This is a genomic window from Pseudoalteromonas sp. Z1A6 (genome assembly GCF_011378745.1).
GTDB classification, from domain to species: domain Bacteria; phylum Pseudomonadota; class Gammaproteobacteria; order Enterobacterales; family Alteromonadaceae; genus Pseudoalteromonas; species Pseudoalteromonas arctica.
Genome location: NZ_WTKW01000025.1, coordinates 1 through 21,447 on the forward strand (window position 1 = coordinate 1; position 21,447 = coordinate 21,447).

General features: G+C 38.0%; 24 protein-coding genes. 12 read left to right on the forward strand and 12 right to left on the reverse strand.

The annotated features are described in order from the left end of the window. Positions 1 to 185: 185 nt before the first annotated feature. Complete coding sequence (locus GQR46_RS03000; protein WP_165739833.1) at positions 186 to 1,223, reverse strand: methionine synthase; 1,038 nt, start codon at positions 1,221 to 1,223, stop codon at positions 186 to 188. Positions 1,224 to 1,311: 88 nt separating this feature from the next. Then, complete coding sequence (locus GQR46_RS03005) at positions 1,312 to 2,289, reverse strand: DUF1852 domain-containing protein (protein WP_165739835.1); 978 nt, start codon at positions 2,287 to 2,289, stop codon at positions 1,312 to 1,314. Positions 2,290 to 2,900: 611 nt separating this feature from the next. Between GQR46_RS03005 and GQR46_RS03010 the strand changes: the two genes are divergently transcribed. The 4 genes from GQR46_RS03010 (at position 2,901) to GQR46_RS03025 (ending at position 6,356) form a co-directional block, all read left to right on the forward strand. After that, positions 2,901 to 3,665 (forward strand): ATP-binding protein, encoded by a 765-nt coding sequence (locus tag GQR46_RS03010; protein ID WP_165739837.1) that lies wholly within the window; start codon positions 2,901 to 2,903, stop codon positions 3,663 to 3,665. Between the two features lie 170 nt (positions 3,666 to 3,835). Continuing rightward, positions 3,836 to 4,849, forward strand: a complete 1,014-nt coding sequence (locus GQR46_RS03015; protein ID WP_165728604.1) for a DUF5924 family protein — start codon at positions 3,836 to 3,838, stop codon at positions 4,847 to 4,849. 72 nt (positions 4,850 to 4,921) lie between these two features. Continuing rightward, positions 4,922 to 5,158, forward strand: coding sequence for a hypothetical protein (locus GQR46_RS03020; protein ID WP_165728605.1), 237 nt, complete (start codon positions 4,922 to 4,924; stop codon positions 5,156 to 5,158). A 394-nt stretch (positions 5,159 to 5,552) separates the two neighbouring features. Next, entirely contained in the window at positions 5,553 to 6,356 is an 804-nt protein-coding gene (locus GQR46_RS03025; RefSeq protein ID WP_165728606.1) for a hypothetical protein, read from the forward strand. A gap of 286 nt (positions 6,357 to 6,642) precedes the next feature. Here GQR46_RS03025 and GQR46_RS03030 read toward each other — a convergent pair whose 3' ends face one another. Together GQR46_RS03030 and GQR46_RS03035 are read right to left on the reverse strand one after the other, a co-directional pair. Beyond that, a complete protein-coding gene (locus tag GQR46_RS03030) occupies positions 6,643 to 6,957 on the reverse strand; it encodes a hypothetical protein (protein ID WP_165739838.1) in 315 nt (104 codons plus the stop codon). A gap of 7 nt (positions 6,958 to 6,964) precedes the next feature. Further along, positions 6,965 to 8,041, reverse strand: coding sequence for a YHYH protein (locus tag GQR46_RS03035; protein ID WP_231609579.1), 1,077 nt, complete (start codon positions 8,039 to 8,041; stop codon positions 6,965 to 6,967). Positions 8,042 to 8,246: 205 nt separating this feature from the next. Between GQR46_RS03035 and GQR46_RS03040 the strand changes: the two genes are divergently transcribed. The 3 genes from GQR46_RS03040 to GQR46_RS03050 all read left to right on the forward strand — a co-directional run bounded on the left by GQR46_RS03040 (position 8,247) and on the right by GQR46_RS03050 (position 11,639). Next, on the forward strand, positions 8,247 to 8,906 hold the full coding sequence (locus GQR46_RS03040; RefSeq protein ID WP_165739840.1) for an NAD(P)H-dependent oxidoreductase: 660 nt from the start codon (positions 8,247 to 8,249) through the stop codon (positions 8,904 to 8,906). A gap of 267 nt (positions 8,907 to 9,173) precedes the next feature. After that, positions 9,174 to 9,623 (forward strand): hypothetical protein, encoded by a 450-nt coding sequence (locus GQR46_RS03045; RefSeq protein ID WP_165728608.1) that lies wholly within the window; start codon positions 9,174 to 9,176, stop codon positions 9,621 to 9,623. Positions 9,624 to 9,821: 198 nt separating this feature from the next. After that, positions 9,822 to 11,639, forward strand: coding sequence for a serine/threonine protein kinase (locus GQR46_RS03050; RefSeq protein WP_165739842.1), 1,818 nt, complete (start codon positions 9,822 to 9,824; stop codon positions 11,637 to 11,639). Between the two features lie 111 nt (positions 11,640 to 11,750). On the opposite strand, the gene GQR46_RS03055 is transcribed toward GQR46_RS03050, so the two are convergent. Both GQR46_RS03055 and GQR46_RS03060 read right to left on the reverse strand, forming a co-directional pair. Further along, positions 11,751 to 12,275 (reverse strand): hypothetical protein, encoded by a 525-nt coding sequence (locus GQR46_RS03055; protein WP_165721876.1) that lies wholly within the window; start codon positions 12,273 to 12,275, stop codon positions 11,751 to 11,753. Positions 12,276 to 12,288: 13 nt separating this feature from the next. Further along, on the reverse strand, positions 12,289 to 13,296 hold the full coding sequence (locus GQR46_RS03060; protein ID WP_165739844.1) for a YHYH protein: 1,008 nt from the start codon (positions 13,294 to 13,296) through the stop codon (positions 12,289 to 12,291). A 206-nt stretch (positions 13,297 to 13,502) separates the two neighbouring features. Between GQR46_RS03060 and GQR46_RS03065 the strand changes: the two genes are divergently transcribed. Further along, a complete protein-coding gene (locus tag GQR46_RS03065) occupies positions 13,503 to 13,934 on the forward strand; it encodes a DUF3859 domain-containing protein (protein ID WP_165739846.1) in 432 nt (143 codons plus the stop codon). Between the two features lie 102 nt (positions 13,935 to 14,036). On the opposite strand, the gene GQR46_RS03070 is transcribed toward GQR46_RS03065, so the two are convergent. From GQR46_RS03070 to GQR46_RS03080, 3 genes are all read right to left on the reverse strand, one after another. After that, complete coding sequence (locus GQR46_RS03070) at positions 14,037 to 14,453, reverse strand: VF530 family protein (RefSeq protein ID WP_007582761.1); 417 nt, start codon at positions 14,451 to 14,453, stop codon at positions 14,037 to 14,039. Positions 14,454 to 14,525: 72 nt separating this feature from the next. Continuing rightward, positions 14,526 to 15,518, reverse strand: coding sequence for an MDR family oxidoreductase (locus GQR46_RS03075; protein ID WP_165739847.1), 993 nt, complete (start codon positions 15,516 to 15,518; stop codon positions 14,526 to 14,528). A 49-nt stretch (positions 15,519 to 15,567) separates the two neighbouring features. Next, positions 15,568 to 16,203 carry a TetR/AcrR family transcriptional regulator gene (locus GQR46_RS03080; RefSeq protein ID WP_165739849.1) on the reverse strand — a complete coding sequence of 212 codons (636 nt, stop codon included), beginning with the start codon at positions 16,201 to 16,203 and terminating at the stop codon, positions 15,568 to 15,570. A gap of 409 nt (positions 16,204 to 16,612) precedes the next feature. Between GQR46_RS03080 and rmf the strand changes: the two genes are divergently transcribed. Further along, positions 16,613 to 16,783: a ribosome modulation factor gene (gene rmf, locus GQR46_RS03085; protein ID WP_002960897.1), complete on the forward strand. Its 171-nt coding sequence runs from the start codon at positions 16,613 to 16,615 to the stop codon at positions 16,781 to 16,783. 67 nt (positions 16,784 to 16,850) lie between these two features. Here rmf and fabA read toward each other — a convergent pair whose 3' ends face one another. Then, positions 16,851 to 17,366 (reverse strand): bifunctional 3-hydroxydecanoyl-ACP dehydratase/trans-2-decenoyl-ACP isomerase, encoded by a 516-nt coding sequence (gene fabA / locus GQR46_RS03090; protein ID WP_007582756.1) that lies wholly within the window; start codon positions 17,364 to 17,366, stop codon positions 16,851 to 16,853. A 203-nt stretch (positions 17,367 to 17,569) separates the two neighbouring features. Here fabA and GQR46_RS03095 point away from each other — a divergent pair, with 203 nt between their 5' ends. From GQR46_RS03095 to GQR46_RS03105, 3 genes are read left to right on the forward strand one after another with little or no spacing between them, the layout of a single operon-like run. Then, on the forward strand, positions 17,570 to 18,427 hold the full coding sequence (locus GQR46_RS03095) for a 6-carboxytetrahydropterin synthase (RefSeq protein ID WP_165739852.1): 858 nt from the start codon (positions 17,570 to 17,572) through the stop codon (positions 18,425 to 18,427). After that, positions 18,420 to 19,238 carry a M23 family metallopeptidase gene (locus GQR46_RS03100; RefSeq protein WP_165739853.1) on the forward strand — a complete coding sequence of 273 codons (819 nt, stop codon included), beginning with the start codon at positions 18,420 to 18,422 and terminating at the stop codon, positions 19,236 to 19,238. Before GQR46_RS03095 ends, GQR46_RS03100 begins: the two co-directional genes overlap by 8 nt. Positions 19,239 to 19,243: 5 nt before the next feature. Beyond that, positions 19,244 to 19,675 (forward strand): acyl-CoA thioesterase, encoded by a 432-nt coding sequence (locus GQR46_RS03105; protein ID WP_010552809.1) that lies wholly within the window; start codon positions 19,244 to 19,246, stop codon positions 19,673 to 19,675. A 258-nt stretch (positions 19,676 to 19,933) separates the two neighbouring features. On the opposite strand, the gene GQR46_RS03110 is transcribed toward GQR46_RS03105, so the two are convergent. Together GQR46_RS03110 and GQR46_RS03115 are read right to left on the reverse strand one after the other, a co-directional pair. After that, positions 19,934 to 21,256, reverse strand: a complete 1,323-nt coding sequence (locus GQR46_RS03110; protein ID WP_165721880.1) for a Na+/H+ antiporter family protein — start codon at positions 21,254 to 21,256, stop codon at positions 19,934 to 19,936. Positions 21,257 to 21,264: 8 nt separating this feature from the next. After that, on the reverse strand, positions 21,265 to 21,447 hold a 183-nt coding region (locus GQR46_RS03115), incomplete at its 5' end, for a hypothetical protein (protein WP_165739855.1).

The window sequence follows — 21,447 nt, forward strand, 5'->3', positions numbered from 1 at the left end:
CTGTTATCGATTTTTCAAAAAACAGTCTAGAGCTTTTTAATAAAAAATAATTAAGTATCTAACCTAATCTTTGTTCTTTAGTAAATTTTAACTAGCGCACCATGTTTATAGGTTTGATCATGACATGATGCGCCAGCTTTAATCGTTTACAATTTGTGTTTTAAAGCTACTTTCCAAGTTCTTATCTAATAACTCTTATCTAATAACTCTTTTCTTATAATTTCAGCCCCAGCACTTAAGGCATTTAGTTTGCCGTTAGCAATATGGTGAGGTAGGGGAGCCATGCCGCAGTTTGTACACGGGTAGAGTTTGTCGGCATCTACAAATTGCAGTGCTTTACGTAGCGTATTAGCTACTTCTTCTGGCGTTTCGATAGTATGGTTTGCTACATCAATAGCGCCTACCATTACTTTTTTACCGCGAATAAGTTCTAGCAAATCCATTGGTACATGGGAGTTATGGCACTCTAGTGAAATAATATCGATATTAGATTGCTGCAGCTTAGGGAATGCTTCTTCGTACTGTCGCCATTCGCTTCCTAGTGTTTTTTTCCAATCTGTATTGGCTTTAATACCGTAGCCATAGCAAATATGCACGGCGGTTTCGCATTTAAGCCCTTCAATTGCGCGCTCTAAACAGGCAATTCCCCAGTCGTTTACTTCATCAAAAAATACGTTAAACGCGGGCTCATCAAATTGGATGATATCAACGCCTGCGGCTTCTAGCTCTTTGGCTTCTTGATTAAGAATTATGGCAAATTCCCACGCTAGTTTTTCACGGCTTTTATAGTGGTCGTCGTAAAGCGTGTCGATCATGGTCATTGGGCCTGGCAATGCCCATTTTATTGGTTGCTTGGTTTGCTTGCGTAAAAATTTAGCGTCTTCGACAAACACAGGTTTTTGACGGCTAACAGGGCCCACAACGGTGGGTACGCTTGCATCGTACCGGTCACGAATTTTTACTGTTTTACGTTTTTCAAAGTCAACGCCATTTAGGTGCTCTATAAATGTAGTTACAAAATGCTGCCTTGTTTGCTCGCCATCGCTAACAATATCAATGCCTGCTTGTTGCTGGTCGAATAATGACAAACGTAGGGCGTCGTGTTTGCCTTCAATTAATTCATCACCTTGTAATTTCCAAGGTGACCAAAGAGTTTCTGGCTCTGCAAGCCATAAAGGCTTAGGTAAACTGCCCGCGGTAGAGGTTGGTAATAATTTTTTCATAATAAATAATGCCGTATATTTTAGTTAATTATTAAACGTAGCGTTAAGCGCGTTATTTTTCGTTATTATTGGTTGTTACTATCAAGTGTTATGAAAGATAGCTACTAGAGAATTGCTCAAGAACCGTTTGGTATGGCTTGATAAAATGCTCTTGTGCAAACTTGCCTTGCTCGTTTGCTAACTTGCCGCGCTCTTCTCGGTCATACACAATTTGCGTTAGTGAATGATCCAAGTTTTTTAAGTTTGGTTTATATGATTTACCCGCTGTTGCGTTGGCATTATAAATCTCTGGTCTGTAGATTTTTTGAAACGTTTCCATTGTACTAATGGTGCTTATAAGCTCAAGATTGCTGTAATCATTCAGTAAATCACCAAAGAAAAACAATGCTAAAGGCGCTGCACTATTTAATGGCATAAAGTAACGTACCTGCAAGCCCATTTTTTTGAAGTATTGCTCAGTTAAAGACGATTCATTTGGCTCGTATTCAACACCAAGTACCGGATGTTGGTTTTCGGTGCGGTTGTAGGTTTTGTTATCTGACACACTCAGGCATATAACCGGTGGCTTTTTAAAGTTTTGTTTGTATGTATCCGAATTTACGAATGACTGAAATAGCTTGCCATGTAAAACCCCAAAGTCATCTGGAATACTAAATTGAGGCTTGCCTTTATTGTGCTCTTGTAGGAGTACGCTAAAGTCGTAGTCGCGCACATACGATGAAAAGTTGTTTCCTACAATGCCTTCAATGCGCTTATTAGTTTTATGATCAACAATATTTGTTTTTAATATTTCGATTGATGGAAAGCTTTCGCCGCCGTCTTCAATACCTATCTCAACAGATATAATTTCAAGCTCAACAGCATAACGCTCACCTTTGGTGTTATCCCAATGGGCTAGGGCATTAAAACGGTTGTTAATCATGTTTAAGGCGTTACGCAAGTTTGCTTTGCGGTATTCACCTCTGGCTAAATTAGCAAAGTTGGTTGTGATACGCGTATTAGTTGATGGATGATAATTTTCATCGAGTGAAACGCTCTTAATATTAAATGTAAAATCTTTTTTCATCGTGTTTATATCCAATTTATAATTTAAACCTGATTGATGCTCTGCGCTTTATTAACCTTGCAACTTACTGTGCTGGTTTTGTTATTCAGCGGCTTTAAGTTGTTAGTAATAGTGTTTAGCGCTAAGGGATGAGTAATTTATACGTTGATTGGTATATGAAGAAAAACGGTTTAATTTCACATAAAACATGAGTCATATTCATTAATCATTATTGTTAGATGTGATTGCTTAGTAATTGATGACAATTAAGCATGAATCGATAGAAATAAAGGATGGATGTTCAGCCGTTTAGACTTCCTTTATTTCGGTGTGCACTTTATTCATGTTGAACATGAGGAATATTCAAAGAAGTTTTTTATAGCTATAACAGTGTATTAGCTAAGCTTTTAGCTGTTTACATCGTTGTTTATAGTAAATGTTATGACTATTTAAGCTTAAGTTAGCTATAAAAGTAGTTACTTCTGCTAGTCTAGTATTAAAAGGTAAACAGGCTTCTTAATAACTGCATAGCACTTAGGTATTAATAAAAGCGCTATAAATCATATTAATAACAATGTCAGTACGTTAAGTAAGTTATACTTATTTTTCATCACCTCACCTATCGAGTATTCGTGGATATCAAAGGCACTTGTATTGCATCAGTTACTGATGAGCATGGCCCGGTTTATGTATATCAAACAAAAAAGAATCTTATTCTCAGCTTTGACGGGAAAATTTATCAAAGCTGTATCAAATTAAATAATATTAACGGGTTAAGCTTAGCTTATACGCAAGCTATGATGGCTGCGCTTTTTTTTATACCGCACTTAAAAACCGCGATGATAATGGGACTTGGGGCGGGCTCTATAGCAAAAAGTCTTTATCATGCGTTTCCCGCACTGACTATACATACCGTTGAATACCGTAAAGCCGTTGCTGATATGGCTATAAAATATTTTGAAGTTCCTGTGTCAGAACGTTTGTTTATTCATATTGATAATGCGGCAAATTATATGAAAAAAACGCAGATAAAAACGGACGTGATTTTTTCTGATCTATATAGCTCAGAGGGGATGGAGTCAGACCAAGTGCAATCATCATACTTACGTGATTGTAAAAATGCGCTCACTTTTGATGGTGTACTCGTTCTTAATATTTGCCATACCAAAGTTGGGCAAAGAGAGGTATTTGACCAACTGCTTGATAAAGAGTTTGCAGGAAAAATTCTTAGTTTTGTAATTGAAGGTGGCAATAAAATTGTTTTTGCTTTTAATAATACAATGCCTTCATTCAATCAAGATGAGTTACTGGCCAAAGCTCACGCGTTACAAAAATTAATAAATGTACCAATGGACCGCTATGCCGATCTTTTATTTAATTGCGCTGAGCTTAAATAAGTAAAAACAACCTACTTTTTAGGATGATGCTATTTAATCGCTGTTTTTGTAATCAACTGTTAAATGGCTAGTTTTAAGCCCATCTATCTGCTGTTCATTTAAACTTGGTTAAACTAATCATATTCTGAATAAAAATAATAAAGTACATACCCGTGCGGAAATACTCATAAATGGATTATTGTAAAAATATAATTGCTAAATTTATAAGCGCAATGCAAAAGCGGCCTGGATTATTGGCTGTGATGTCATTTTTGTCGGGTGTTGCTAGCTTTGCACTGGTAGATAGAAAAGAGTCTTTTTCGCAATTTATTGCCATATTTTTGCTTGTTAGTTGGCTATGGCTGATTATTGATAACTGGCTACGTGACAAAGTTGAAGAAAAATTTGGTGTGGCTGTATCTCCTAATGTAATGCGTTTTGCTCTGCAAATGGTGCAACAAGAAAGCCTATTTTTTGCGTTGCCATTTTTTTTAGCGGTTACGCAGTGGGATCATCCTCAAGCAATTTTTACTTCCCTCATTGCTTTGTGTGCACTTATATCGGTAATCGACCCATTTTATTACAAAAAACTTGCCAGAAACCGCACGTTATTTACTGTTTTTCATAACTTTGCTTTATTCGTTGTTTTGCTTGTTACGCTGCCTATTTTATTAAATTTGACTACTAGCCAAAGTTTAGCCGCAGCTCTTGTAACGGCTGTAGTGGTTACTCTACCGAGTTTAAACAATTTAATGCCTAATGCACGCTGGTGGCGTTTTCCTATTCTTGTAGTGATTTTATGTGCCTTAAGCGCGTCTATTTGGCAATTAAGAAGCTACGTGCCGCCTGCAGCACTGCGATTAACCGATATTACGTTAGCTCATGAGGTTGATTTACAGCATAAAAAGCCTGTAGGGAGCATTAAGCAGTTAGATTCTTATACGCTACACCATCAAGGTTTATATAGTTGGACGGCTGTTAAAGCGCCAAGAGGTTTAAACGAAAAAATATTTCATGTATGGATACATAATAAAAAAGAGGTTGATCGAATTACGTTAAATATAAACGGTGGGCGAGAACTTGGTTATAGAGCATGGACTCACAAGGTAAACTTTCCTAAAGACTCTGTTGGTAAATGGCAAGTTAAAGTCATTACTGAGTCAGGACAACTAATAGGTTTAACGAAATTTACTGTTACACCTTAGTTAGCTTAATCGGCTGCAATTTAAATAACTAATTGATATAGTTTTTTCATAGCAAAGTAATGGATATAAATTATGAGTATTGCGTTTGAAATTTTTATTTGGCTAATAGTTGAAACGGGTTTGAGCTTTTTGTTTTACTCGACCGGGTGGCTGCTAGTAAAAGTGGTAACGTTTGGGCAGTATAAAAGCGAGTTTAAGGATTTTGCATCTTATAAAGCGAGTAAAGCTAGAAGAGTCGACTTAATCTTCTTACTCGGTTTTTGTTTTTACTTTGCACTCATTGCCGTTATGGCTTATTTGAGTCACTAAACTGGCTAACAAATTAGGTTAATTATTTTAAGAATAATAAGCAGCTTAATGAATTATTGCTGCTTATAGTTTTCCCCTTTACCGCACTTTTTTACACTTCCTACTTATACTTTCCTGTTTTTGCAATAGGGAACACCTCACCGTGAGTACTATAACTATCATTTTAACTATTAAATTAAGTACCAGCTAGAGCATTGCTCGGTGCGTATATAGCTTTGGTTTGTTGGTTGAAATCCGAGCTAATTGCAACTTGTAGTTTATGGGTAATACTTAGTAAATACTTTAAAATCTAATAAATAAAACAATAAATGTGCATCCATTTATTGCGCTAATACGTTTTATAACAATACTATGCGCCACTTTTTACCATTTATGATGGTTTTGGACTTAATAAATGACTCACTATTTAAAATATGTATTTGTTATTACGACTCTAGCGGGAGTAAATACAGCTTACGCACAAGCAAAAACACAAGAGCACTATCAAGAGCTTGAAGTGGGTGTAGGCGGAAATATTAAGCATACTAATACTGACGTAAATTATAAAAATAAAGAGTTTGATTTACATATCCACCCATTATGGGAAAGCCGATATGTAACCGAAGGTCGAGATAACCTTGCCGGTAATGGTATTACATCAATTGCTACTGAGTTTAATTATAAAAACTTTGCGGTGATCCCTTGGGCGGCAAAAGGTATTAGTAGTGATTATTCAGAGCTTAATTTAAATGCTATTTATACCGCTCACTTATCTGAGCGGATAGAGATGTATGTAGGTTATAACTATATTAAAGCTCGTGAAGAAGGCATTGATGCTCACGATAATGAGCTAAGCCTCGACTTTGCGTATTTTTATGCAGACGATATTCAGTTGTTAAGTAGTGTTTATCATTCATTTGATGCCAGCGGTACATTTTTGGAGCTGGCAGTAAAAAAAGATTTTTATATTAACGATTTACTATCAGTAGATATTCAATCGGGCGTGGGGTTTAATGCGGGGTATGTTAATGATGGGCACAACGGAATTAACAACGTAAAGTTTACTGCAAACTTGTCGTATCAGCTTTTTAATCAGTTAGCCTTATACACATATACAAGCTATAGCATTGCAGTTAATAAAGATGAAAAACGCTTTGTAGGTGACGAGACACTTCGAAATATATTTTGGGGTGGTGTAGGGCTAAGTTATCAATACTAATCGAAACAGTTTAAATTAATTAGGTGCAGTAAATTTACTGCACCTAATACCAATCCGCAATAATACTTAATCATTTTGCGGGGCTAAACGTGTCGCTACCTGTGTTAAAAAACTTTCATTTACGACTGCATGGATGCAGAAGGAAGAGCAATGCAGGAGCAATTGCCGAGAACAACCAAATAGCGAATTTTTTGCCTAGCTATCAACACGTTTTTCTACCCTCAAAATAGATCACTTAATTAAGCGAATTGGTATAATAAAAAACCCACAACTCTTAACTATTAATTTATAAACTACTATTATGCTGCTTATTTTTAGGTTCGTGGCTGTCATTGCTGTCATTCGTTTTACTTTCTTTGTTATCAACTTTTTGAATGGGTTGGTTACGAACACACATTAAGTCATCAGCCATATATTGGCAGCTTCCTATATATAAGTCGTTATGCCCACCCTGATACTTACACGATTGTGACTTTTGCTTTTCAAAGCATGCTTTCACTGCTATTTGATTAAGTGGCTGAGAATGTGCTGCCGCATAACCACTTAAAAGTAATAATGAAGGAGCAAGTAAAACAAACAGTGACTTATATTTAATAGTCATAATTTTCTCAATGCTTTGGTGGTGGTTTATTGCCTGGCGGCGGGCCACCTGCTGCTCTTACTGACTCACCATGAAGGCAGCCAATAAACAAATTTTCGCTCGGGCTGGCAGCATGATAATGATAGCCTCTGGTTTCATCTGTTATACCACGGCATTCGCCGAGTGACTCTTCATTGCCTTGTGCATCTTTCATTGCGTAAATACCGTAACCGTCAACGGCATAACCTATTAAAGGGGCGTGTCCGTCAGTATTTGGAGCTGAATTGGTACATCCTGTTGTTGAATGATAGTGATAACCTTGGTGCAGGTTAATATGCCCACCGCAGTCGTCAAATGCTGCAATTGTATAACTGCCTAAAATAGCATTTATAGGTGCAGGGCCTGAAAGTTCAGTACCATCAAGCGCTATGCCCACGGTATGTAATCGGCTGGATTTTTTACTCACTATGGGTGTAGTCGGAATTAAATATGTAAGCGAAAAGTTATCTTCTAAATAAGATAGCTCGCATTCAATACAATTTTGTTTGTATTGTTCTTCTACATCTGGGCGTGCAGCACCTGAGCAAGATTCTTTTGTTGCTGTATAACGAACTTTATTTGTTTTTGCGTCATACAATACCCATTTTTCATCGCCGTAGTATTCATCTAGCTTAAGAATAAAGTCGCCAGTTAAGTCGACTAGCTCTCCTTTACCTTGTTTATCAAACCAAGTACCTGATACATCAGCTCCGTCTGTTGTGCTGCGAGGGCAAAATGGGCCAGGCTCTCTGCCTGCGGGTGCACCTGATGTAGTAAACTCATAACAGGTTGTTTTAGTACCTTGCTGGGTTTCACAATCAACAATTTTAGGCTCTGTAATAAAAGCCTCTTGTTTGAACATAGATAGGTTTATTGATTGATTCGCTTTTTGCGGCTCACTAAGTGGGCTACTGACTTGCTCGGTATTTTTGTTACTAGATGAGTCGTTGCAACCACTTAGAGTTAAAGCTGTTGCGGTAACAATGATTGCACATGCGCTATAATTTTTTAAGCCCATTACTGTATCCTTTTCGGTATAGGTTTTAGCGTACTTATACTGTGGCATATTACTGGCCAAATGTGTAAAAAGTATGCAAGCGAGTGAATTTAACACACGATGAAATATGTTTAACGGCGCGGTTGTTGCTAAATTTCAGTTTTAAATTTAATTATTATTGTGTTTTGAATCAATAAACAATGCGTATGTGTAATACACAATAACTAAAAATGTTAGTGTTTAGCTATCGTTCAAATACAGTTGAGAATTACATATGAAGTTTTTAGTATTTTTAGGCACGGTACGCGATAGTACACCACCAAAACCAGCTCGCTTAGGCTTAAGGGTTTCTAGGGCTTGTATAGAATGCTTAACAGAGCATTTTGGCGATCATGAGTTTGAGCTAATTGATACGTTGGACTTTCCTAGCGAAAACGTATTTAAACCACACTTTGCATACGCTAAAAGTAATGCACCTACAGAACTCACTCTATTAGCTGATAAAATTAAAGCCGCAGATGGATATATAATGATTAGCCCTGAGTACAATCACAGCATGAGTCCAGCCCTCGCTGACTTACTTAATCATTTTGGTAGCTCACTATTTTCGTATAAACCAAGTGCAATAGTAACTTACTCAGCAGGACAGTGGGGTGGCGTAAGAGCTGCCATTAGCATGCGTACTTTTTTATCTGAACTTGGCTGTTTGCCGGTATCGGCTATGATCCACGTGCCAAAAGCGCAAGATGTGTTTAGTGAGGATGGCAAACCTGTCGCAGGAGAGAGTCAATCATCGTGGTTTAATTATTTCTCACGCACGTTTGGCCAACTAATATGGTGGGCGCAGGCTGCTAAAGAGCATACCGAGGTGGTTGACCCACAAAGTTTGCTAAAAAGCTTTAAAACAGCTCCTTCTCAGCGCAATGCACCTTAATACCCGCTAACTAATTGTTTGGATTGATTATAGAAACATGGCTGCATAAAGTGGTATCATTAACGCTACATATTTTTAATAATGCATAATACCAATTCTCAATAATAGTTAATCAATTTAAGGGATTAAATCGCTAACTGCATTAAAAATTTTTGATATAGAACAACTCAATAACGAAATTTTTGCTTTGTTATCAACACGATTTTCTTGTCTCAAAATAGATTACTTAATTATGCGAATTGGTGTAAAAAACAAGGAAATTGTGTCTTGAAATATCTAGCCTTACTAAGTGTGCTAACGCTTAGTGCATGTAGTTCTGTTCCCCATAAAATTGAAATGAGCCAAAGTACGGCTGGAAATATGAACCTTATCGCTTTAACTGAGCAAAGTGCACCTAAGGGTGTTGCTGGCACTTACCAGTTTCATATTAAAGCGGCGGGAGCTCAGGGGAGTTGGTTGTATTTAAATACCGAAACTGATTATCGAGATAGGCGTTCTATTACGATATCAATACAGCCTAATGTGGTAGCAGAGCTTCAAAGTAAATACGGACAACCAGCAGACACCTTTTTTATTGATAAAACAATAGAAGTAACAGGCGAAGCTAAACGAGTAACTATCGATTTTATGAGCCGTGGTAGAGCCACTAATAAATATTATTATCAAACGCACATAGCTGTGTCATCAATTAAGCAGCTTCGTGTTATTAAAAGTTAGCAAAAAGCAATGAACTGTACTTATATACAGTTCATTGTAAAAGCTTACTTTGAGCTTTAACATTTACAATTAAATTTACTGTTCTGGCGCTATTTTAGCGCTGTTTTATTCAACGATTTCAAAACTCTTATTTAACCTATTGTAATCTCATTACATAAAACTAATAATTGGTTAGTTTTATAAGTTTGAGTACCTGTATTGAAAGCCAAAGAAATCCGCAACTTTTATATCAACGAAGAGCAATCTGTTTATTTGCTTTCGCACCGCGATGCTAAAAAACACCGCCAGTGGCTTAATATTTGTATTAAGCAGCTAACACTGCTGGGCTACAAAAACGTTGAAATGATTGGTTCAGGTGCTTTTGGTTTTGTGTTTGCAGGTGATGACGATAACGGCTTACCTTGGGTATTTAAGTTTTCGCGTATTACGCTTGCCCAAAGTGTACGTGACCGCCTAGAAGACGAAGCGTATATGCTTTCGCAAATTAATAACCCCTTAGTGCCTACCTTTTATGCATTCGAGCGAATTAAAAAACAAGGGATTTTAATGATGGCGCGCGCCATTGGAGAGGACCTTGAAAAAGTATCGCTTAAAACAGGGCGCTTTAGTGCCGCGCAAATAATGGCGCTAGCTGTTAGGTTACGTAATGTATTAATTGATTTACGCAGCCACAAAAACGGCATTAGCCCACAACCTATAGTGCATGGCGATATAAAGCCTTCAAACCTTGTTTGGGATGCAAACACTGATGCGCTGTCGTTAGTGGATTGGGGAAGCTCTGTGTATGCACAGCTCGATAGCGATGGTAACCCTGTTGCGAGTAACTTTATGGATTTAATGTCGGGCGATTTAAGTACAACTAATGCTCGTATGGGCGATGTGTACTTTATTGGTGAAGCACAAATGTCGGGGGAGCAGTCATCCCCACGATTTGACGAACAAGGTGTAGCCGCTACGTTGTATGCGTTAGCGTCGGCGCAGTCGTGTCGCTTTGGTGCGCAAGCCATCCCTGCAAGCAGCTTAGGGCTCCCAAAAGAACTGGCTAAAGTTATTGATGGCATGCTTTCTAAAAGTAAGGCACAACGTGATGGTGCCGGTGATTACTTTATGCGTAATATTACAACTATGGCTAAAGCGTACTTACCTGAGCTTGATAAAAAACAAAAAAAAGCAGATATTCCTTTTTGGTATGGCAAGGCCGAGCAGCCCGACACGGTGGTATATAGTTCACGAAAACAGTTTTTACGCCAGGCCGATCATAATCAGCAATTACTAGATATAAACGACGCGCAACTTGACCGTTATTATAAAGAGTTTTTGTTTGATACAGGCGATAACGAAAAAGCATTTTTAGCATCAATAAGCCGATTAGCTAAATACCCTGTTGTTGGTGGGCTCAGTTTTCATTGGAAGGATGAGTCGATGTTTGTTGAATCGTCTTTAATTATGCATGACGAATCATTGGGTGATGCGTTTAGTGATGCGATTAATAACACGGTGATGCTTGCGCAAGCGATTAATCAAAAAGGGTTATTTAAGTGTTGTTTGTTTGATGCCCGTAAAACCATTCAATTAGAGCGAGATGGCACGGGTGCATTTAAGTTTGATAGCCTACCAGAGCTTGAATACGAAGTTGTAAGCATGAAGGTAAACGACATAACCCGCCCGCATTCATACTTTGAAGACGGTAAAGACCCTGATGAGCAACTACAGCTACCTAAAAAAGTTATTAAGTGCGTATTTGAGCTTAACCAAATTCATCATACGGGGTGTATTATTTTTGAAGCACTGCCCGACAGAATGAAGATTCACCATTACTACCGCTTACTCGATTCGAGTAAAGAGGTTGAGTTTAAACGTTTGCTAAATAAACTTATGCAATACGCGGTAAACATTACGGACGTTGGTGTTGCGGGTTTTATGAAGCTGCCATATAAAAACACCCGTGAGTTTAGTTTATGTGAGCAGCAAGAAGAGCATTACTTTCCTAAAAATCCTAAGCTTGTATCTTTATAGAAAGTACTTAAATTAAGAGTGCTGAATGAAAAGACAAAGATAAAAAAAGAGCATAAGTTTGTTTAACTTGTACTCTTTGCCACTTAATTATTAGGTAAGTATTACTAATTATTAAAACACCTTACTAAAGGGCGACGTTGGTGTTAGCTCAAATTGATGAGTAAGTTTTTGCGTTTTATTAGTCGCTGTTATTTGATAATGCTGCTTGTGCTCATTGTTACTAAATAGCTTAACGTTAAAGTTAACTTTAGTTAATTTACTGGGCAAAGAGTAGCGCCCAGTAATGGTTACTTGGTCTATATTGTCGCTTTTATGTGTATGCGACGCTTCTGGGTTTAGTAAAAGTCCGTCAATAGTAAATTTATACTGATGATCTGCTAAATAAACGTTCTTTTTAACTCGCTTACTTATTTGTTTTTTATGAGCATTAAACTCAACTATTGATACTTTGCCATCCTTATCTTCATCAACCCCTTTAAAAGCCGACATAGGGATTGAAAGCACAATAAACACGTTATTATCAACAAAATTCAGCGTACCGTGATCTGCAACCATTAAATGCGCGTTTGCTAAATTTGGCATAATCAACAAACCCAAAGTAGTCATACTCAGTAGACCTCTTTTTATATAAGGCATAGCTTACTCCTAACTAAACTTCGCCTTTAACACAGCGTTGAAAAAACGGGTAAGTGTCTGTTGCGTAGTAGTGGTATATCCCATCAGGAAACTCAGGCGTTACACCAACGCGGCCATTACATTCATCTAAATCACCAGAGCCTGCTACGTATTCCCAATCTTGTGCAAATGTACCTAATGGGTATATATCGGTAGAAGGGCGGTTTGCGCTTACGGTTGTTATATGTTGGTAGCTACCGGTCATTGCGGTTAGGGCTGAAGTTGCATCACTTGAGTCTGAATAGCCGTAACGTGCATATATAGGAAAGCCATCTGCTGCCCAGCCTATTAGAGTCATAGTGGTGCTATTGCCACCTCGCATTGCTACAAAGCCTTCTGGCATACCATGATAGTGATATGTGCCATCGGGTTGTACATGTGCATTGTTGTCGTCTGTTCCAAAACTAAACGTGTCTTGGCTTAGGGCTTCTATATTCCAGTTGCCGCTATTGTCGCCTAAATCGCAATCGGTTCCAGAATCATCACAACTTCCGCCTGTACCAGCGTCTATTTTAATGCCATTAAGTACAACGCCTATCATTCCACGAGGACCACCAAGCATGGTTGCTTGTGTTGTTTCTATAGGCTCAAGTGTGTAGCTTTCATTTACTGATTGCTCAGAAATAGTATTTGGGTTATCAGCATTAGGGAATGTGCCTACTTCGTGATCGGGTATGCCATTAGCTACTAAGTCGCGTGTAGTTCCTGTGCATGACCAATCTGCAGCGCTGGTGGCTTGTACTGACTCTGACTCGTTATATTCACTGTAGCTATATTCACAAAGTACACTTTGGGTTGAACTGCTGGTACCTGTGCCATTATCTGTGGTGGTTTGTGATGAGCTTTCTGTAGTTTCTGAGCTATCAGCTATGCCTTCTCCACCTCCACATGCAACTAACGATGAAACAATTAAAGCAAGAGAAGTGAGCTTTAAAGCATTTATCCTATTTCGATTTTTATTATTAAGTGCGTATTGTTTCATTGCTGCCTACCTGATCAATTAAGTTACTCAAACAATAATCAGCAATTGTGCAAATAGTGTGTAAACAATGATGACAAATTAGCAATTATGTAAATAGGCGGAGTATTAAAGCTAAGTTGAGATTTAACTTTATGAGATTGTGTTTTATTTTAAAATTTCAAAAAGTTAAACTAATGCCAAAATAGCTAACATAAAAGGCTACCTTAATGGCTAAAACAAAACCTGTAGTGACGTTACAAAGTCACGGGATTTACTCTAAGTGGGATAGTGAAAGTAAAGCGTTGCCGCAAATAGAGCAATTTACAACAAATGTAATAGCTGAGGTAGATATTGAGTTTGGCTTAATTGTAAATATTAAAAAAGGTAAAGGTGAAAAGCTTCATTATTGTATTTACCATCCTGATATTCCAGACAGCAACGGTGATGTAATGGACCCTTTTGAAGGCGATGTATACGTTAAAGATAGTGATTGGAATTTTTACTTAGGCGATACACTCTGGCTGCCAATAGAAAATAAACTAGGTGATTGGCGAATGACTATTGAGCTTAATGGAAAAATCATTGCTGATAAAACTTTTAATGTGGCATTAGAGGCAGAGCGCACAGAAACAGATTTTTGGAAAAACCGAGGGTACTAATTGTTATTTATTAGCTATGTGACGCGGATATAATTGAAATTAATGGGAAGATAATCGAAGAGCTATTTATAAACAGCTCTTCAACCTTAAATTAGTAAGTTTTTAGTTACCCCAAGGGTTACTAGAATTAGAACGCTGCTTACGATCGCGAGCACGTTGCTTAGATTCTTTTTTCTCTACAATACGTTTAGCATCAACAAAACTAAGTTCACACGGCTCACCAGGTTTATGATCAGCGGGGATAACGCGATCTCGTGGCGGTAATTCGTATTGCACATCATCAGGCTTAGGTAAGTTTTTAAGACGATAAAGGTAAAAGTTATCTACTTTTTCTTGTGCCCATTGTGTTTTACGTAAAAATTTAACCGCAGACTTAACATCAGGATTATTTTTAAAGCAGTTAAGTTGTAAATAAGCGTGTAGGAGTTCCCACCCGTATTGTTCAACCAGCTCTTCAACCACTTGTTCTAATTTTACGCCTTGCAGTGGGTTATTACTGAAAAGTTCTTGGTTGCTCATAGGTGTTGCCTCATTATTAAAATACAAATTGCATTATAAATTTAATAACGAGGCTTTAACAGAGTAAATAGCTTAACTTTGGCAATTAACTACAACACGACCACGAATTTTTCCTTCCATAAGTTGCTCTGCATTATCAATTACGTGTTCAAGTGATATTTCTGTCGAAATTTTATCTAAATAATCAGCACTTACTAATTTAGCTAAGCGATCCCATGCTTCAATTCTGTCGGCTTTAGGACGCATTACGCTATCAATCCCTATAAGAGATACACCACGTAATATAAAGGGTGCCACCGATGCTGGTAAATCCATACCTTGTGCAAGTCCGCATGCTGTTACTACACCACCATATTTTAATGAAGCACAAATATTTGCCAGTGTATGGCTACCCACAGAGTCTATTGCTGCTGCAAATCGCTCTTTTTGCAAAGGTTTGCCCGGGTTTGAAAGCTCACTTCTGTCAATTATGTTTGATGCGCCAAGCTCTTTTAAATACTCACTTTGATCTAATCGACCTGTTGCCGCCGTTACGTTATAGCCAAGTTGGTTTAGTAAATAAATAGCAAAGCTACCCACGCCGCCATTAGCACCGGTTACCAGTATTTCGCCAGACTCTGGAGTAATGCCTTGTTTTTCAAGCGCTATCACACTTAGCATAGCGGTATAACCGGCTGTACCAATTTGCATAGCTTGTTTAGGTGAAATACCCGCAGGCAAGGGGATTAGCCAATCGCTATTAAGAGCTGCTTTTTGAGCAAGTCCGCCCCAATGTTTTTCGCCTACACCAAAGCCATTTAATATTACGTTATCGCCATTTTTAAATTCATCGCTGGTGGAATGTGTAACCGTACCCACTAAATCAATACCTGGCACCATAGGAAAACTGCGTACAACGGGGCCTTTACCAGTAATTGCTAAACCATCTTTATAGTTAAGTGTGCTGTATAGCACGTCAATAGATACATTTTCGTTTGGTAAATCGCTATGTTCGATAGTCGATAATGAGGCGCTGTAGTTATTATCTTCTTTATTAATAACAATGGCTTTAATTGGGTTACTCATGGGATATCCTTTTAGACCGATCGTCTTTTAATTGGTAAATAAAAACGCATTAGGTTAATAATGCGCGTAAAAACATTTCTGTATACAAAGTAAGTGGGGTATTTGATTTGGTGAGCTTGGCGCGCATAACAGCACCTTCCCAACCAATCCAAAAGTACTCACTCATTAATTGTGTGTTTACATGGCTTGCAATAGTGCCTTGTTGCTTAGCTTGGTTTAAGCAAACCTCTACATGGTTTTGCCAAGCTGTGTAGCTTTGCATTAATCTGGTTTTAAACTCATCACTTAAATGGTTAAGCTCTTGATTTAAGTTACCGACTAAACAGCCACGTTTGTAATCGTATTTTTTCATCCCTTTAATTGCGCTTTGAGTAAAATTAACGATTCGCTCAAGTGGGGGAACATCTTCTTGGTGTAGGTAATGGGTAAGCTTGGCAATAAAATAACTGTCGTATGCATCAACTAACGCAATACCGTAGGCTTCTTTACTTTTAAAGTAATGATAAAAAGAGCCTTTAGGTACAGCCGCTTTTTTCAAAATAGTATCGAGCCCCGTGGCGCTAAAACCAAATTCAGTTAGGGTTTCAAGGCCCGTGCGAATAAGTAACGCTTTTGTATCGGCGTTTTTTCTGGCTATTTTAGGTGGGCGACCACGGCGTATTGGTGTTGATGTATTTTTGTTCATGAACCTATATTAGACCGATCGACTTTAAATAATCAAGTATAAATTTAAATTGTTTAAAAATAGTTCAAATTTAGGGGCGGGCTACTAATTTAAGATTAATGAAATAAAAGTGTCACGATTACATTTTTGTTTGGAACTTAGTCAATATTAGTCGGTCACAATTAAAGCACACAAGTGCTTTTTAGCGATTATTAAATCGCCAATTTGTTATTACGAACCGGTCAAATTAAATGTTGTATGACCACTTACTTTTTTAAATGTTAATTCATTTTTGCATCAGCAGCTTAGTTAAAGTCAAACAATTTAATTGCTTTTACAATTTGAATTTTACATTTTTATTAACTATTCATTAAATGTAGATTTCACTAATGCTACACAATATATAAATAAAAAGGTGAGGATATTACCGATGAAGAGACAGAAAAGAGATCGTTTAGAAAGAGCTCATTCTCAAGGTTTTAAAGCAGGTTTAGCAGGTCGCTCAAAAGAGCTATGCCCTTATCAACAAGTAGATCCAAAATCAGAGTGGTTAGGAGGGTGGCGTGAGGCGATTGAAAACCGCAACATGTACAAAACCTAAAATCAATAATCGAATTTAAGCAAAAAGGCCTCCACATTGGAGGCCTTTTTGTTTGTGCATTTAAAAATTAAAACGCACTAGTGTCTTGGAATAAGCCCACTTTTAAATCTTTTGCTTCGTAGATTACTCGGCCATCTACTTCTACAGTGCCATCAGCAACGCCCATAAACAATTTACGTTTAATTACGCGTTTCATTACAAGACGGTAAGTTACTTTTTTATTAGTTGGTAAAATTTGGCCAGTAAATTTAACTTCACCCACACCTAGCGCACGACCAAGACCGGGGCCACCAGACCAACCTAAGTAAAAGCCAACTAGTTGCCACATAGCATCTAATCCTAAACAACCTGGCATTACTGGGTCGCCTTTAAAATGGCAATCGAAAAACCACAGGCTAGGGTCAATATCAAGCTCAGCAACAATTTCGCCTTTACCATGAATTCCGCCATCAGCAGTAATAGAGGTAATGCGGTCCATCATTAACATGTTGTCACTTGGTAAACGGCAGTTGCCTTCACCAAACATTTCACCTTGACCACACAGGATCAAATCTTCTTTTGTATAGCTATTTTTAGGTTCCATAACACTTATCTTCGCTTAGAAATTGCCAAGTACTTTAGCGTACACTTGTACGCTAAACAACTCGGAGCAGTTAAAAAATCAAAATATTGCATATTAAATCACCAATCAATCAACGCGATTGGTTTTTGCACTATAAAACCGCGCAATTACAATCAGAAATCATTATAATTAGCGCTGTCTTATAACCAGTCTAAAGGAAGTTTATGATCCTTTTTGTTAACTCACTAACTGTGATTGATTTTTCTTACTTATGTAACAAACGCGGCGCCGTTGGCGAGAGCTGGATTGTTGATTTAACTTTGCACGGTAAACTTAACGAAGAGTCTATGGTTTTAGACTTTGGTTTAGTTAAAAAGCAAATTAAAGGCATTATAGATGAGTGTATTGATCACCGATTAGCAATTCCTACGGGCCTTAATGGGACTGTATCTGAGTTTGACGAGCATAAAACACTCGACTGTACATTTGGTGAAAACAACCACTTAGCTATGAGCGCCCCTCATCAAGCTTATTGTATGATTAACGCAGACGAAGTAACGGTTGAATCGGTTACTGAATTTTTAATTGCGACTATTTTACCAAAACTCCCAGATAACATTGAAAAAATTGAGCTGTCTCTTAAGCCTGAACACAGCCAAAGCTTTTACTATCATTACAGCCATGGTCTTAAAAAGCATGACGGTAATTGCCAACGCATTATTCACGGGCATCGTTCTCAAATTGGTATTAGTTTAGATGGTATTTCTATGCCGCGCTTGCAAAAAGAATGGTCTCAAAAGTGGGAAGATATTTACTTAGCCACCAGTGAAGATCAAATTAGCGGCAGTGATTTAAAACACATTACAGCTAAAGCTGATGACGTATGTTTTGCCTATACATCGGCACAAGGCTATTTTGAAATGGCTATTAGCGAATCTCGTTGCGACATTTTACCAGTAGATACAACCGTAGAATGTATTGCTGAACATGTAGCTGGTCAAATTAAAGCCCAATACCCAGAAAAAGCAGTAAAAGTAACCGCTTATGAAGGGGTAGGAAAAGGATCGATTAGCTATGTTTAAAACACTTTTAGCAACAGCACTTATTGCCTCTACTAGCCTTAGTGCTATGGCACTTGAGTTAAAAGGGCACTTAACACAAGGCGGCTTGGTTACTGGTAAGCTTGAAAATGCTAAATCGGTAAGCTTAGATGGCAAAGAGTTAAAACTTTCATCTAGTGGTGATTTTGTATTTGGTTTTGGTCGTGATGCTGACACTACTCATACTTTGAAATGGGTAGATAGCAGCGACAAGTCACATTCTCAGCCGATAGCTATTACCAAGCGTGAATATAAAATTGATAAAATTACCGGCGTAGCTAAAAAATATGTTTCACCGCCAAAAGAAGTTAGCGCACGTATAAGCCGCGAAGCAGTTGCTGTGCGTAAAGCACGTGAAGTTGACTCTGATTTACTGTACTTTTTAGACCCTGTGTTAAAGCCTGCAGAAGGGCGTATATCGGGTGTTTATGGCAGCCAACGTTATTTTAATGGTGAGCCTCGTCGTCCGCACTTTGGCTTAGACATTGCCAATAAAACAGGCTCCCCTGTTTATGCGCCGATTAGTGGTTCCGTGGTATTTGCTGAGCCTGATTTATACTACTCAGGCGGTACATTAATTATTGATCATGGCCATGGCATTACCTCAACTTACATTCACTTAAGTAAGCTTGATGTAAAAGTGGGTGACAAAATTGAGCAAGGTAACAAAGTGGCTGAAATTGGTGCAACAGGGCGTGTAACGGGTCCTCACCTAGATTGGCGTTTTAACTGGAAAGGCGAACGCCTCGATCCTGCATTACTAATGCAAGATACATTAGCAAACAAAAAGTAGAGATTATGACTGACGTAAATCGCGATGCAATAATTGCTCAGCGTATTGAAGACTCAACTACATCGGTAACTAAGACCGTGTTTCCTGGGCGTACTAATCATCACAATACTTTATTTGGTGGTGATGCACTGGCGTGGATGGATGAAGTGGCATTTATAGCAGCGACTCGTTTTTGCCGTAAGCCTTTGGTTACCATATCTTCCGATAGAGTTGATTTTAAAGAAGCGATACCAGCAGGTACTTTTGCAGAGTTAATTGCTAAAGTAGTCCATGTAGGTAACACCAGCTTAAAAGTTGATGTAGATATACTATTAGAAACTATGCACAGAGATGATAAGCACTCTGCCATTAGTGGTAGCTTTACGTTTGTTGCTGTCGATGATAATCACAGACCAACACCGGTAGTATGCGATAAAATGATTTATGGTTTTGAGTAATTTAGAGCTTTAAAGACGCGGTAGAGTAACATTATATAAGCACCTTAATTGGTGCTTATATAAAAAACCATAAAGAACACATCATACTGTATATTTTATTAAATATAACCTAAACACCAAAGTTAATACTCACAAATAAGGTAATCAAAATAGGGGAGTTGTTAATGTGTGATATTGAGGTTTGTAAAAACTAAAAAGGCATGCTTCATACATACCTTTTTAATCTCATACAGCTTTAAATAAATACATGAATACGGCTTAAAGCACCATTGCTGCTATCCAACCAAATATCAGTAGTGGAATGTTAAAGTGAATAAACGTTGGAATAACTGAGTCTCTAATATGGTCGTGTTGCCCATCGGCATTTAGGCCAGATGTTGGTCCAAGCGTTGAGTCTGAAGCTGGAGAGCCTGCATCACCTAAAGCGCCTGCAGTACCAACAAGTGCTGCAGTGGCCATTACCGAAAAGCCAAGGTCTAAACACAATGGTACAAACAAAGTAGCAATAATAGGCACTGTTGAAAACGAGCTACCAATACCCATTGTTATTAATAACCCGACTAACAAAATAACACCGGCCGCCAAAGGTTTATTACCATCAAAAAGGGCAGCACCGCTGTGTACTAAACTTGCTACATCGCCGGTTGCTTGCATAACTGAAGCAAAGCCTTGTGCCGATATCATAATAAAGCCAATCATGGCCATCATCGCAACGCCTTTACTAAATACGTCGCCGTTTTCTTCCCACTTAACTACACCAAATACACTAAATATCATTACACCTACTAAACCGCCTAAAATCATTGAGCCACTTAGGTTTTGTGCAACAAGTGAGGCAAGTACCGCACATAGCCCTACAATCATTACTTTTTTAGGGTTTTCTACCTCAGCCGATTTACTCTGAGTTGTTAATGGGAGCTCTGTGTATTCGCGACGTTTTTTGTAGGTAATAAATACCGCAATAAGTAATCCTATAAACATACCTAATGCAGGAATTATCATCGCCATAGGGACTTGTGTATTTACAATGTCTAGGCCGTTATCAACTAGGTTTTTATGCAAAATAGAATATAAGTAAATTCCCCCAAAACCATAAGGCAGCACCATGTAAGAAGTTGCTAATCCAAATGTTAAAATACACGCTATAGCACGCCTGTCTAATCTTAACTGATTAAAAACAACGAGTAACGGTGGGATTAAAATAGGAATAAACGCTATGTGTACAGGTACTAAGTTTTGCGAAGAAATTGCACAACCTAAAATAATTAATAAAATGAAGTAACTTAAAAATGTTTCATTCCCGCTGCCTTTAGCATTTACTTTAGCAAGTAACTTATCAGCGAGAATGCGTGTTAAACCCGACTTAGAAATAGCAACGGCAAATGCACCGAGCATGGCATAACTTAGTGCAATTTCAGCTCCGGCAGAAAGGCCAGAATTAAATGCATCAACACTTTCTTTTATACCCAAGCCTGCTGTTAAACCAGCAACTAAAGCACTTATGATCATGGCAACAATGACGTTAACGCGAGCCAGAGATAGCCCGAGCATTAAAATAACGCCTATAACAACAGCATTCATAGTATTCTCTATTTGGAAATTTTAATTAATTTTATCAGATCTTTAGCCTGAGTTTTACGCTCTTTCGTAAAAGGTTTTTTACTATAGCGTACTTGGTTAAATAACTGACTAAATGTGTTTATAGATTGTGCAGAACGAGGAAGTTGATCAGCAAAAAAATGTAACTGCTGACTCGGTGTTAAATTATCGGG